The following is a 12951-nucleotide window of genomic DNA, read 5'->3' on the forward strand; positions in this document are numbered from 1 at the left end:
GTCGGGGGACCGCTGCCCGGTCCCCCGGCCGCCACCCCCTCGGGCCCTGGGGCGGGGCGGCTATCGTGCACAGGTGCACGAGGCCGCCCGGGACCCCGGAGGCCGCACGTGAGGGGAGCTCCAGGTGATCGGACGGGCGCTGAACGGGCGTTACGAACTCGTCGAGATGCTCGGCGTCGGCGGCATGGCCACCGTCTGGCGCGGCGTCGACCGGGTGCTCGGCCGCCAGGTGGCCGTGAAGATCCTCAACGGCGGCCTGGCCGACGACCCGCGCTTCGCCGAGCGGTTCAGCCGCGAGGCGCAGCACGCCGCCATGCTGGTGCACCCGAGGATCGTCATGGTCTTCGACTCGGGTGTGGACCAGGGCACCCCGTTCATCGTGATGGAGCTGGTGAACGGCCGCTCCCTGGCCGCGGTCCTGGCCCAGCAGCCGCAGTTGCCGGTGGAGCGCGCGGTCGGCATCGCGGCGGCGGTCTGCGAGGCGCTGGCGGTCGCGCACGCGGCGGGGCTGGTGCACCGGGACATCAAGCCCGGCAACATCATGATCACCGATGACGGCGGCGTGAAGGTGGTGGACTTCGGCATCGCCCGGGCCGGTTCGTCGAGCAACCTGACCCAGACCGCGAGCGTGCTCGGCACGGCCGCCTACCTCTCGCCCGAGCAGGCGACCGCCTCCGCCCTGGACGGCCGCACCGACCTGTACGCGGTCGGCTGCGTGCTGACCGAGATGCTCACCGGCGAGACCCCGTTCACCGCCGAGGCCCCGGTGGCGATCGCCTTCAAGCACGTCAGCGAGCAGCCCCAGCCGCCGTCCGCACGGCGCCCCGGCCTGCCGCCCGGGCTGGACGCCGTGGTGCTGCGCCTGCTGGCCAAGGACCCGGCCCACCGCCCGGCCGATGCCACCGCCGCCCGCGCCGAACTCCTCTCCACCGTCCCGGGCCTGGCCGTCGGCGACCCGACCGCCGAGCTGCTCGCCACCACCTCGGCCGCCACCCAGCTGCTGCCGCCGGTGGCCCCGGCCTTCCCGGACCAGCAGCACACCGCGCTGCTCCCGCCCCAGGCGCCGCGCCACCCGGCTCCGGCCGCGACCTCGGTGATGGCCGCGCTCCCGGCGATGCCCCCCGCCGGGCACCCCGCCGCCCCGCGGCCCGCCGCGTCCGCCGCGCCTGCCCGGAGCCGCCGCAAGCCGCTCGTCCTCGGCGCCCTGGGCATAGCCGGCCTCGCCGGGGCCGTCGCCCTGGCCGTGACCGCCTTCGACGAGCCGACGGGCAACGCGGCCGCCACCAAGCCCCCGGCCGCCACTGCCGGCAAGCCGTCGGCGACCGCCCCCGCCACCCCGTCCGCGCCCTCGACCGGCACCCCCGCCCCCACCACCCCGGCAGGGCTCCCGGCCGCGACCCAGCCCGTTCCGCGCAACCAGCCCGCGGCGCTCCAGCTCCAGTCCTTCCGCCAGGCCGTCGCCCAGGCTCCGATCACCAGGGAACGCGACAAGCAGGCGGACCTGCTGCGGACCCTCGACGACGCCCTCGCCCGGGTCAACGAGGGCAATCCCGACGACGCCGCCCAGGAGCTCAAGACCGCCCAGAAGACCATCAGGGACCTGGCCAAGAAGCACTCCATCGACGCCCCCACCTACGCCAACTGGAACGCCCGCCTGGGCGCCCTGTTCGCGACCCTGCACGCCTCCGCCACCGCCGACAACCAGGACGACTGGTAGGGGACCGGGCGTCAGGGCCCGTCAGGAGAACTGCAGCCGGTCGCCGAGTCCGGCCGCTTCGAACGCCGCCTCCAGGTCCGCGCGGCCCTCGGTGAAGTGTCCCCAGCTGTCGAAGTGCGCCGGTACCACGCGCCGTGCGCCCAGCACGGCGGCGGCCTCGGCGGCCTGGGCGCTGTCCAGGGTGAGCAGTGCGCCGTCGAAGGGCCCGGGGCGGGCGGCGCCGGCGAACAGGACGGCGGTGTCGATCGGGCCGAACCGGTCGGCGATCTCCTTGACCAACGGCAGCGAGGCGTTGTCGCCGCTGACGTAGACGCTCGGCAGGTCGGGCGCGGTGAGTACGAAGCCGATCACCTGGCCGAGCACCGCCTCGGCCCCTTCGGGCCCGTGCAGCGCGGGCGCGGCGGTGACGGTGACGGTGCCGCCGTCCGGTCGGGCCAGTTCCACGGACTCCCAGGGGGCGAGCCCGCGCGCGGTGCCGCCGAGCCGGTCGGCGCCGCTGGTGGTGGTGAGGACGAGCGGGACGGTCGGCAGGAATGCGCGGCCTGAGGTGTCCAGGTTGTCCGGGTGCTCGTCGTGGGAGAGCAGGACGGCGTCGACCGGGCCGATGTCGGCGGGGGTGACGGGGGAGGGCGCGGTCTTGGTCAGGGCGCGGCCGCCGCCGCGCGGGTAGTCGCCGGGCTCGTCGAAGGTCGGGTCGGTGAGGAGGCGGAGGCCGCCGAACTCGATGAGGGCGGTCGGACCGCCGAAGACGCGAATGGTCGACATGCTGGTTCACCTCACGGAGAAAGTCATGGTTTGACGTGACGAAACCTAACGCTCCCTCATGGGGGAGCGCAAGGTTTACCATGAGAACTGTGAACGCCGCCCTCACCGCCCCGCCGCCCGCACCCGGCTCGGAGCAGCACGTCGCCCTCGACTTCGCCAACAGCGACCTCGCGCTCACGGCCGGCCGCCTCGACCTGCTGGCCACCCCCGCCGACGCCACCCGGTGGCTGGCCGAACGGGGCCTCGCCCCCGCCGGCGCGGAGGTCTACGAGTACTGCACGGGGCGCCTGCGCGAACTGCGGGCCCACCTGCGGGTCCTGCTCGCCGCCCGCGTCGACGGCACCGTGCCGCCGCCCGAGGCCGTGGACGCGCTCAACACCGCACTGACCGCCACCTCGTCGGCCGCCCTGCTGCGCTGGGACGAGCCGCACGGCCCGTACCGCGCCCTGGCCCACCCGGCCGACCGGGTCGCCGTGCACGCCATGGCCGTCATCGCCGCCGACGCCGCCGAGCTGCTCGCCGGCCCGGATGCCGAACGCCTCGCCGCCTGCAGCGCCAGCCCGTGCCTGCGCTTCCTGGTCCGCACCCACGCCGCCCGCCACTGGTGCTCGACCCGCTGCGGCGACCGGGTCCGCGCGGCCCGGGCCTACGCCCGCCGCAGCAAGGCTGACGTCACGTCATAATGGCGCCGTGCTGACGATCGGATCCCTCGTCCTGGGTGTCGCCGACGTGCCCCGCGCGGTCGCCTTCTGGTCGGCCGCGCTCGCCTACGTGCCGCGCGACGGCCTGGTCGGGGACGACTGGACGGTGCTGGTCCCCGCCGACGGCGGCACCGCCGTCCAGCTCGCCCTGGGCTACAGCGAGTCCCCCGTCCAGGACCACCCCCGCGTCCACCTCGACCTCTACGCGGGCGACGCCGTCGCCCAGGCCGCCGAGGTCGACCGCCTGCTCGCCCTCGGCGCTCAGCCCGTGGACTGGGACCTCTACCCCGAGGATCCGGACTTCGTGGTCCTCGCCGACCCCGACGGCAACCGCTTCTGCGTCATCGACACCACCCACGGTTGAACCACAGGGTTGTCCACACCCTGTGGAAAACCCTGTGGGGGAGCGGGACGGCTCACAGGAGGGCGGCCTCCTCCGTCCACACGCCCTCCTCCGTCCACACGCCCTCCCGCCAGTCCCTCCGCGGCGCGATGAGCCGCTCCGGCTGGCACCCCTCCGCCGCCTTCGACGCCGAACTCGCCCTCGGTGAGCTGCTGGTGAACGCCTGGCAGCACGCCGACGCCCCCGGGTCCGGCACTGCACCGACGAGCGCATTCGTACGCTCCTCACCGAAGTGCAGGAGCGCGGCCGGAAGTTCGGCTTGATCTTCCCCTCGGCCGCCACCGGCAAGACCCGACGGCCGGGCCCTGGTCCGCTTCAACACGCCGCCCGCGTCGACGCTGTTGAACCTCCTCTCCCTCCTCCTCCTCCTTCTCCTCCTCGACGCCGAGCGCGACCGGGACGCCACGTGCGGTTCCTGATCCCAGCCGCCTTCGCCGTCCTTCTCGCGCTGGCGATCGCGACCGTCGCCCCGGACGTCGTCACCGCCCTCCGTGCCACCCCGCCGCCGCCCGACGAGGGCGGCTGAGGCAGGCCCCCCGTGCCGGATTCACCCGTCGCGCCGGATCCGCCGTTCCACGTTCCCGCGGATCGCCCGGGACGCTGTCCCGGCCGCCGCCGCGAGGAACACGAAGTTGTACCCGATCTGCAGCACCACCATGAGCCGTGCCGTCTGCCCGGCCGGCGTGATGTCCCCGTACCCCACCGTCGCCATCGTCACGACCGTGAAGTACAGCGCGTCCAACCGCGTCTCCAGTCCCGCGAACTCGGCCTTGTGCGAGCCCAGCGCGTAGTACGACGCCGAGAAGATGATCATCGCCAGGAAGATCAGGAAGGCCAGCCAGACCACCGGCCGCTTCGCGGTGCCCCGCATCGCCCCGACGATCTTCGCGACCATCAGCCAGGTCAGGCCTCCCATCGCCCCAATGAAGACCGCCCAGCTCAGCGCCGGACGACGGTCGCCGAACCACTCCAGCGGCAGCGTGAAGTACCCGATCGTCAGCAGCGCGAACGCGCCCAGCAGCCACGCCGCGGCCCGGAGGTCGGTGGGCGGGGGAGAAGGGTTCTCGGACATCCCGCCCAGCCTGCTCGACCCGGGCGCGCCGCGCCCGCCCGACTACTCCGCCCGGGCGGGGCGGGGCGGGGCGGGGCGGAACGGAAACGGAACGGAGGTGGAACGGAAAGCGTCGAGCCCCCCGGTGGATTCACCGGGGGGCTCGACGGAAGCTCGGGCGACTCAGGCGGTCGTCTCGGTGGGCTTCGTCTCGGTGGCCTTGGTCACGTTGGTCGGCGTGACGGCCGGGCGGTCGGCGGCCTGCTGGGGGGCGGCCGTGCTCTGCGCGGTGCCGGCGTCCGTCTGGTCGCCGTCCTCGCGCATCGCCTTGGTCTCCGCCTTCAGGATGCGCATCGACTTTCCGAGGCCGCGCGCCATCTCCGGCAGCTTCTTCGATCCGAACAGCAGGACTACGACCGCCAGCACCACCAAGATGTGCCAGGGCTCAAGACCGTTCCGCAGCATCCCTGGCCACCGGTCCCTTCTTGTCTAGAGTCACGGGGGGCGCGAGCGCCCATGCTCGCCAGTATGCCTGGCCCTCACGCCGAACGGATACACCGGCCGGGAAACGCTGGCCGAAAACCAGGTGCCGTTCGAGCGGACCGCCAGGGCCCGTCCGGTGATTCCCGCCGTTGCCCCGTCAGTAGCCCATCAGTAGACGAACGGCACCAGCCGCTTGGAAACCCGCTGGTAGTCGGCGTACGCCGGGCCGAAGGCGCCGAGCAGCAGCCGCTCCTCGGCGGCGATCCGCCAGCCGTACGCGCCGAGCAGCATCGCCGTGACCAGCAGGGACGCCGCCCAGCCGCCGGTGCCGAGTGCGTAGCCGGCCCAGACCAGCAGGCTGCCCGTGTAACCCGGATGGCGGATCAGCCGGTACGGGCCGGTACGGACCACGTGCTGGGTGTCGACGGTGCGCAGGGTGCGGGTGTAGTAGCGGCCGAGGGTCCGCATGCCCCAGGCGCGCAGGGCCAGCCCGGCGGCGACCAGCGCGACCCCGAACCAGCGCGGCCCGGTGGGCAGCACGCCGACGTCGGCGCGTTCGAGCAGCACCACCACCAGCACGGACGCGACGTAACAGGTGAGCAGCAGCCGGGTCGAGCCGCGGTCGCGGTCGTCCGCGCGCCAGCTGCCGGCCGCGCTGTCCTCGCGGCGGCGCAGCAGCAGCTCGTAGCCGACCCAGCAGAGGACGCCGAGCAGGGAGAGGAGGGACGGCAGGGACATGAGGGGGCTCCTGACGGTCGCGGACTACCCCTCCACGGTCCTCCGGCCGCGCCCCCGCGGCACGCACCCGGGGGTGGACGGATCGCAGTCCACCCCCGGGTGGACGGTCACCGCGGCCGTCGCGCCAGCAGGTAGCCGCGCCGGGTGTCGGCCTCCTCGGGCAGGCCCTCCCGCTCCAGCCGCGCCTCGACGGCGAACCCGGCCTCGGCGAGGCGTGCGGCGACGTCGTCGGTGCGCAGGAAGTGAAAGTCCACGTCGACCCGGTGGCCCCACCACTCCTCCAGGCGCCGCACCTCCTCGCCCAGATGGAAGGAGACCAGCAGCAGTCCGCCGGGCCGCAGCACCCGCAGCATCTCGGCGAAGGCGGGCAGCAGCTCGCCCGGCTCCAGGTGGATCACCGAGTACAGGGCCACGGCCGCCGCGAACTCTCCGTCGGCGGCGGGCAGCGCCAGCAGGTCGCCGGTCCGGAACTCGGCTTCCGGGTGCTCGCGCCCGGCCAGCTCCACCATCCGCGGCGACAGGTCGATCCCGACCACCCGCGCGCCCCGCTCAGCCAGCCACCCGGCGACGTGCCCCGGTCCGCACCCCAGGTCCGCCACCACCCCGTCGCCCGCCTCCTCCGCGACGGCCCCCAGCAGCGCCCGGTCCACCACCTTGTGCGCCAACTCGCCCCCGATCCGCCCCAGGTACTCCTCCGCCACCGCGTCGTAACTCCCGCGCACCCGCCCGTGTCCAATCCCCATCCCCCCACCCTGACACGCCCTCTGAAGCGCCCTCCCTCCAGGACGGGGCCCCAGCCACCGTCGCCGCCCAGGAAGTCGGCCGCTCCGACTTCCTGCGCGCTCCGCGCCCGCAGCCACCGCGCGCCCGTCGCCGGCGCTGCCCCGCTCCAGGCCGGTCCGGCGACACGGGAAGTCGACGGGCCCGACTTTCTGTGCGCGGCCCAGCCGTTGCCTGATCCGGCCCCCGATGCTGCTCCCGCCGTTGCCCGACGCATGGGAAGTCGATGGGCTTGACTCTTCGTGTCTGTCCAGCAGCCAGCCCCTTCCATGGCTCGCTCCGTAGGAGCGTGGCGCGTACGCGGCAATGGATCTCCTGGTCGGGCCGCCGGCCGTTCAGGTGCCCGGGCACCAGCTGTGCCCGCCGTGCCCGGGTGCTCGCCCGGTGTCAGACGTGGGTACGGCGGAGAGCCCCCGCCCGGGATCGGGTGGGGGCTCTCGATGACTCGCGTGGATCGTCGGGCGCTGGCAGGTCAGACCGTGGCGGGCTCCGGGGTCACCGGGGTCACCGGGGCGGCCGGGGCGGCCGGGGCGGCGGCGGGGAGGTGGCGCAGGAGGCGGTAGGCGAGGAAGGCCGCGCCGAGGGCGAAGAGGAGGCCGACGACGGCGGCGACGTGCAAGCCGTCGGTGAAGGCACGGCGGGCGGTCTCCAGCAGGTCCGGGCCGAGCCGTCCGGGCAGGTGGGCCGCGACGGAGACGGCGCCGCCGAGGGTGTCCTGCGCGGTGCCGGCGGCCGGGCCGTCGACGCCCGCCGGGAGGGCGCCGTCCAGCTGGTGGCGGTAGACCGCGGCTCCGGCCGCGCCGAGCAGGGCGATGCCGAGCGAGCTGCCGAGTTCGACGGCGGTCTCGGAGGTGGCGGAGGCGGCGCCGGCCTGTTCGGCGGGGGCGGCGGAGACGACCATCTCGGCGGTCATCGTCATGGTGCCGACGGTGCCGGCGGCCAGGACGCCCGCCGCGGTGAGGATGAGTGCCAGCGGCGAGTGCGGGCCGACCTGGGTCATCATCGCGAAGCCCGCCGCGCCGACCACGAAGCCGCCGCCCATCAGGGCCGCCGGGCGGACCTTGCCGGCCAGCGCCGAGCTGATCCCGATCGCCGCGCCGACGCCGACGCTGGGCACCAGCGACCAGAGCGAGGCGGTGAACGGGCTCATGCCCTCGACCAACTGCAGGTACTGCGAGGTGAAGAGGGCGAAGCCCATCATCGCGAACATGGCGAGGGTGTTGACGCTGATCGCGCCGCTGAAGGTGCGGATCCGGAACAGGCTCAGGTCGATCAGCGGGTTCGTGGCGGTGCGCTGGCGCCGGACGAAGGCGGCGGCGAACAGCAGTCCGGCCGCGGCGGCGAGGGCGGGCAGCGGGCTCCAGCCGTCCACCGCGAGCGTCTTGACCCCGTAGACCAGCGGGAGGATCGCGGCGAGCGAGAGCACGGCGCCGGGCAGGTCGAAGCGGCCGGCGGGAGCGGTGGTGCGGTACTCGGGCAGCAGCACGGGCGCGGTCAGCAGCACCAGGACCATCACCGGGACGGCGACCAGGAAGGCCGAGCCCCACCAGTAGTGGTCGAGCAGCAGTCCGCCGGCGACCGGACCGAGGGTGGCCCCGGTGGTGAGGACGCCGCCCCAGGCGCCGAGGGCGATCTGCCGCTGCTTGGGGTCGTGGAACATGTTGCGGATCAGCGCGAGGGTCGAGGGCATCACGGTGGCCCCGGCGATGCCGAGCAGGGCACGGGCGGCGATCAGCTGTTCGGCGCCGCCGGACCAGGCGGCCAGCAGCGAGGCGCCGGTGAAGCCCGCGGCGCCGACCATCAGCAGCCGCCGGCGGCCGATCCGGTCGCCCAGCGCGCCCATCGCGATGAGCAGCCCGGCCAGCAGGAACGAGTACATGTCCATGATCCACAGCTGCTGGGTGCCGCTGGGGGCGAGCTCGGTGGAGATGTACGGGACGGCGAAGAACAGCACGCCCATGTCCATGGCGAGGACGAGGGTCGGGAGCAGGAGGACGGCCAGGCCGATCCATTCGCGACGGCCTGCGCGGCCGGTGGTTGCGGTCATGGGGAAGACCGTACGGACGTGTCAGACGCTTGTCTAGTACATATGTCTAAAACGCTGGTCCAATACGAACGTGCGAGACGAACGTACGAGACATCTGTGCAAGACATCCGTGCAGATCCTCCGTAGGATCAGGGCATGGGAAACCGCGAAGACCTGATGGCCGGCGCCAAGCGCTGCCTGTACGAGAGGGGCTACGGACGCACCACGGCCCGCGACATCGCGACCGCTTCGGGCGTCAGCCTCGCCGCGATCGGCTACCACTTCGGCACGAAGGACGCGCTGCTCAACGCCGCGATGATCGAGGCGATCGGCGAGATGGGTGAGGCCCTGGGGGTGGTCGTGTACGGCGCCAACCAGGTGTCGGACGACCCGGAGATGCGCTTCGCGGCCGCCTGGAACGGCCTCCGGGACGTCTTCGTCGAGCACCGGGGGCTCTGGGCGGCCCAGTTCGAGGCGCTCGCCCTGGCCGGGCACAACCCCGAGCTGGCGAAGGCCTTCGAATCGGCGCAGAAGGACGGCCGGCTCGGCCTCGCCGCGGTGTTCCAGGGGGTGACGGAGGTCCCGGACACCGAGGAGGAGCTGGCCCGCGGCACCTTCTACCAGATCTTGCTGGCCGGTTACGTGGCCCAGTGGCTGGCCGCGCCCGAACTGGCTCCGAACGGGCAGGAGTTCCTGCGCGGCCTCCGGCTGGTCAGCGGCACCGTCCTGGGGTCGCCCGCCGCGCCCTGACACGCGTCAGGGCCTGTCCCGTGGATCGGGCCGGGGGCCTCACGCCGTGACGGCCGTCAGCAGCACCACCGAGTCGACGTGGGCCACCAGCCCGTGCCGCTCCTGCGGTACGGGCTCCAGTCCGCCGACGGACAGCTCCACCTGCCGCCCGGCGATGGTCAGCGCCACCCGGCCGCGCAGCACCTGGACGCTCCCGGCGGTGGGCGGGGTGTGCTCGTCCAGTGCGGTGCCGGCCGTCAGCGCGATCACGGTCTGCCGCAGCACCCCGTCGTGCAGCACCAGGTGGGCGCTGCGCCCGTGCGGGCTCTCGGCCGCCCGGGCGGAGTGCTCCACGGCGAGCTGTTCGAGATCGGGCATCGCGCCGCCTCCTCCTCGGGCCGTGTGCCCAGGTTCGCGGACGCACCGGCGGCGCGCACCCCGAGCGGCCGGATGCGGCCCGCCCGCGGATGTGGCCCGCCCGCGGATGTGGCCCGCCCGAGGTGCAGCCCCCGCCGACTGCCCGCATCGTGGAAGCATGGCGACCAACCAAAGGATCTTCGACGGGTTCCAGGTCAACCGCTCGCTGCTGGCCGGCGGGGTGGCGCTGACCGGTATCGGCTCGGTACTCGGCGCGGCCGGTGCGGCGCTGGTGTGCGCGGCGCTGTTCACCGCGGGCCGCGACTGGGTGCGCAACCTGGAGACCCCGCCCACCGCGCTCGCCCAGCGGGCCCTGCACGAGGCGAAGGTGGCCTCCTCGGCCGGCTGGGAGGCCTGGCGCGCGGAGCACGGCTCGCCCAACTGAGCCGACCCTGCCGAGCGCACCCCGAGCGCGCCCACCCATACGGACGGATCCATACGGACGGACCCGTGCGGGCGGACCCGTACGGGCGGACGCGGCGGGCCGCCATGGGGGTGCGGCCCGCCGCAGCTTCGGACGGCGGCTTCACGCCGCCGCTTCACGCGGCAGCGACTCCCTCACAGCCCCAGCGACTTGGCGATGATGCTGCGCATGACCTCGCTGGTGCCGCCGTAGATCCGGAACACCCGGTTGTCGGTGTAGAGCCGGGCGATCGGGTACTCCAGGATGTAGCCGTAACCGCCGTGCAACTGAAGGCACTTGTCGATGACGGTGGAGGCCGACTCGGTGCAGAACAGCTTCGCGGCGGCCGCGTCCGCGACGCTCAACTCGCCGTCCTGGTAGAGCTCCAGCGCGCGGTCCACCATCGACTGCTGGGCCAGCACCTGGGCCTGGCAGTCGGCCAGGGTGAACTTGGTGTTCTGGAACTCGGCCACCGCCTTGCCGAACACCTTGCGGTCCTTGACGTACTGCACCGCGAACCGCACCGCCGCCGCGGCCGCCGCGTACGCGCCGACGGCGATCGCCAGCCGCTCCTGCACCAGGTTGTGGGTCAGGTAGGAGAAGGCCTTGCCCTCCTCGCCGAGCAGGTCCTCGACCGGCACCTTGACGTCGACGAACGCCAACTCGGCGGTGTCCGAGGTGCGCAGGCCGATCTTCTGCAGCTTGCGTCCGACGGAGTAGCCCGGCGAGGTGGTGTCCACGCACAGGATGGAGAGTCCGGCCCGGCGGTTCTCCGGGTCGTAGGGGGCGGTGCGGGCGACCACGAGGACCAGGTCGGCCAGCACGCCGCCGGTGATGAAGGTCTTGGCGCCGTTGAGGACGTAGTGGGTGCCGTCCTCGGAGAGCCGGGCCGTGGTCGTGATGCCCGCGAGGTCGGAGCCGGCGCCCGGCTCGGTCATCGCGATCGCGGTCATGATGTCGCCGGAGACGAAGCCGGGCAGCCAGCGCCGCTTCTGCTCCTCGTTCGCGTACTCCAGCAGGTACGGCAGCACCAGCCCGGTGTGCACGCCGGAGGATCCGAAGCTCACGCCCGCCCGGGCGGTCTCCTCGGCGATCACCGCCTGGTACTTGAACCCGCTCTCGCCCGCGCCGCCGTACTCCTCCGGCACCTCGATGCCGTAGACGCCGAGTTCGCCGAGCTGGCGGTAGAAGTCGCGGGGCGGGTGGCCGTCGGCCTCCCAGCTCTCGTAGACCGGGACGACCTCGTTGGCGATGAAGTCCCGGATGGTCTCCCGGAAGGCCTCGTGGTCCTCGTTGAACACGGTGCGGCGCACGGCGGCGCTCCCTTCGGCGGTGCCGGCCGTGGGGCCGGCGGAGGCGGAACGTACCAGGTGGTGGCCCGACAAGTTAATCCTCGGTAGCCTCGACTGTCCAGCGCCAACGGGCCCGGAAAACCGGCTCGGAGCGGTCGGCAAGTGAATCCTTGCTAGCCTTCGGGCGGGGTCCGGACGGGCCGCGGGGCGAATCCGAGGGAGGCAGGCCATGGTGGTCCGACGGCCGCCCGGGCGGCGCGCCCAGATCCTCGCCGTGGCAGCCGACCGGTTCCACCGCAGCGGCTACCACCAGGTGTCGATGACCGAGGTCGCCGCCGGGGTCGGCATCACCGCGCCCGCCCTCTACCGGCACTTCCGCGGCAAGCCCGAACTGCTCGACCGCGCCGTCCGGTTGGGCCTGGACGCACTCGCCGACGGCCTGCGCGAGGCCGGCAGCACCGCCGAACTCGGCGCCGCACTGGCCGCGGTGGCGGTCGGCCACCGCCCGCTCGGCACCCTGGTGCAGCGCGACGCCCGGCTGCTGCCACCGGCCCGCCGGGCCGAACTGCGCCGTGAGCTGCGCGCGGACGTCGCCCTGATGGTCGCCGTGCTGCGTACCGAGCGGCCCGAACTCTCAGCCCAGGACGCCGAGTTGCTCTGCTGGTCGGCACTCTCCGGCTGCGCCGGGCTGTCCTACCAGTCGGCCGCCCCGCAACCCCGCCGGGCCGAGCCGCTGCTGCGCGAACTGGTCGCGGCCGTCCTCGCGGTCTCCCTGGACGGCACGGCCGCCGGGCCCGGGGTCGGGCCCGCCGCCGGGGCGGCACCGGCGGTTCCGCAGCCGAGGCCGCAGGCCCGCCGGGAGGAGCTGCTCGCGGCGGCCGTCCGGCTGTTCCACCGGCGCGGCTTCGACAACGTCAGCACCGACCAGCTCGGCGCCGCCGTCGGCATATCCGGACCCAGCGTGTACCGGCACTTCGACAGCAAGGCCCATCTGCTCGCGGCCTCCCTGGTGCGCAGCCGGGAGCGGCTCTGGCACCAGGTGGACGGCGCGATCGCGACGGCCGCGAGCCCGGCGGAGGCGCTGGCGGCCGGTCTCGGCGCGTACGTCGACTTCGCGCTGCGCAACGGCGACTACCTGGGCGCGATGCTCAGCGAGACCGAGCGGCTGGCCCCGCCGGACCGCCGGATCGCGGTGGACTTCCGGCGCGACTTCCTGCGCACCTGGGTCGGGTTGCTGCGACAGGTGCGTCCGGAGTACGACGCGGTGGCCGCCCGGATCCGGGTGCACGCGCTGTTCTCGCTGGTCAACGACGGGGTGCGGAACGGCCCGCACTGCACCCGGCCGGACCTCGGCGACTGCCTGCGGCGGCTCGGCCGGGCGGTGCTGGGGGTCGACGCGTAGGACGTGCGAGGGGCGAAGTGCACAGGGCCGGGTGCCCGCCACCG

At 73.8% G+C, this 12951-nt stretch carries 15 protein-coding genes; 6 read left to right on the top strand and 9 right to left on the bottom strand.

The annotated features are described in order from the left end of the window. The first annotated feature begins 124 nt into the window (after positions 1-124). Positions 125-1717, top strand: coding sequence for a protein kinase (locus ACFWIS_RS39275; protein WP_380463279.1), 1593 nt, complete (start codon positions 125-127; stop codon positions 1715-1717). Positions 1718-1738: 21 nt separating this feature from the next. On the opposite strand, the gene ACFWIS_RS39280 is transcribed toward ACFWIS_RS39275, so the two are convergent. Next, positions 1739-2482, bottom strand: a complete 744-nt coding sequence (locus ACFWIS_RS39280; RefSeq protein ID WP_380463277.1) for an MBL fold metallo-hydrolase — start codon at positions 2480-2482, stop codon at positions 1739-1741. Positions 2483-2562: 80 nt separating this feature from the next. Between ACFWIS_RS39280 and ACFWIS_RS39285 the strand changes: the two genes are divergently transcribed. Both ACFWIS_RS39285 and ACFWIS_RS39290 read left to right on the top strand, forming a co-directional pair. Continuing rightward, positions 2563-3165 carry a CGNR zinc finger domain-containing protein gene (locus ACFWIS_RS39285; protein ID WP_380463275.1) on the top strand — a complete coding sequence of 201 codons (603 nt, stop codon included), beginning with the start codon at positions 2563-2565 and terminating at the stop codon, positions 3163-3165. Positions 3166-3172: 7 nt separating this feature from the next. Beyond that, positions 3173-3547 carry a VOC family protein gene (locus ACFWIS_RS39290; RefSeq protein WP_380463273.1) on the top strand — a complete coding sequence of 125 codons (375 nt, stop codon included), beginning with the start codon at positions 3173-3175 and terminating at the stop codon, positions 3545-3547. A gap of 52 nt (positions 3548-3599) precedes the next feature. Here ACFWIS_RS39290 and ACFWIS_RS39295 read toward each other — a convergent pair whose 3' ends face one another. From ACFWIS_RS39295 to ACFWIS_RS39320, 6 genes are all read right to left on the bottom strand, one after another. Further along, positions 3600-3992, bottom strand: a complete 393-nt coding sequence (locus ACFWIS_RS39295; protein WP_380463271.1) for a hypothetical protein — start codon at positions 3990-3992, stop codon at positions 3600-3602. 141 nt (positions 3993-4133) lie between these two features. Continuing rightward, the gene (locus ACFWIS_RS39300; RefSeq protein WP_380463268.1) at positions 4134-4658 is read right to left on the bottom strand and encodes an ion channel; all 525 of its coding nucleotides are present in this window, start codon (positions 4656-4658) and stop codon (positions 4134-4136) included. A gap of 162 nt (positions 4659-4820) precedes the next feature. Further along, entirely contained in the window at positions 4821-5102 is a 282-nt protein-coding gene (gene tatA / locus ACFWIS_RS39305; protein ID WP_380463266.1) for a Sec-independent protein translocase subunit TatA, read from the bottom strand. A gap of 186 nt (positions 5103-5288) precedes the next feature. Then, the gene (locus tag ACFWIS_RS39310; protein ID WP_380463263.1) at positions 5289-5858 is read right to left on the bottom strand and encodes a methyltransferase family protein; all 570 of its coding nucleotides are present in this window, start codon (positions 5856-5858) and stop codon (positions 5289-5291) included. A 107-nt stretch (positions 5859-5965) separates the two neighbouring features. Next, entirely contained in the window at positions 5966-6601 is a 636-nt protein-coding gene (locus ACFWIS_RS39315) for a class I SAM-dependent methyltransferase (RefSeq protein ID WP_380463261.1), read from the bottom strand. 509 nt (positions 6602-7110) lie between these two features. Next, the gene (locus tag ACFWIS_RS39320) at positions 7111-8685 is read right to left on the bottom strand and encodes an MFS transporter (protein WP_380463259.1); all 1575 of its coding nucleotides are present in this window, start codon (positions 8683-8685) and stop codon (positions 7111-7113) included. Between the two features lie 135 nt (positions 8686-8820). Between ACFWIS_RS39320 and ACFWIS_RS39325 the strand changes: the two genes are divergently transcribed. Further along, positions 8821-9414 carry a TetR/AcrR family transcriptional regulator gene (locus ACFWIS_RS39325; protein ID WP_380463257.1) on the top strand — a complete coding sequence of 198 codons (594 nt, stop codon included), beginning with the start codon at positions 8821-8823 and terminating at the stop codon, positions 9412-9414. A gap of 39 nt (positions 9415-9453) precedes the next feature. Here ACFWIS_RS39325 and ACFWIS_RS39330 read toward each other — a convergent pair whose 3' ends face one another. After that, entirely contained in the window at positions 9454-9771 is a 318-nt protein-coding gene (locus tag ACFWIS_RS39330) for a cupin (protein ID WP_380463254.1), read from the bottom strand. 157 nt (positions 9772-9928) lie between these two features. On the opposite strand from ACFWIS_RS39330, the gene ACFWIS_RS39335 reads away from it, so the two are divergent. Further along, a complete protein-coding gene (locus tag ACFWIS_RS39335; RefSeq protein WP_380463251.1) occupies positions 9929-10195 on the top strand; it encodes a hypothetical protein in 267 nt (88 codons plus the stop codon). Positions 10196-10368: 173 nt separating this feature from the next. On the opposite strand, the gene ACFWIS_RS39340 is transcribed toward ACFWIS_RS39335, so the two are convergent. Then, on the bottom strand, positions 10369-11526 hold the full coding sequence (locus ACFWIS_RS39340; protein WP_380463249.1) for an acyl-CoA dehydrogenase family protein: 1158 nt from the start codon (positions 11524-11526) through the stop codon (positions 10369-10371). Between the two features lie 208 nt (positions 11527-11734). On the opposite strand from ACFWIS_RS39340, the gene ACFWIS_RS39345 reads away from it, so the two are divergent. Next, positions 11735-12907 (top strand): TetR/AcrR family transcriptional regulator, encoded by a 1173-nt coding sequence (locus tag ACFWIS_RS39345; protein WP_380463246.1) that lies wholly within the window; start codon positions 11735-11737, stop codon positions 12905-12907. Positions 12908-12951 lie beyond the last annotated feature (44 nt).

Source organism: Kitasatospora sp. NPDC127060 (assembly GCF_042724935.1).
In the GTDB taxonomy this organism is placed as follows: domain Bacteria; phylum Actinomycetota; class Actinomycetes; order Streptomycetales; family Streptomycetaceae; genus Kitasatospora.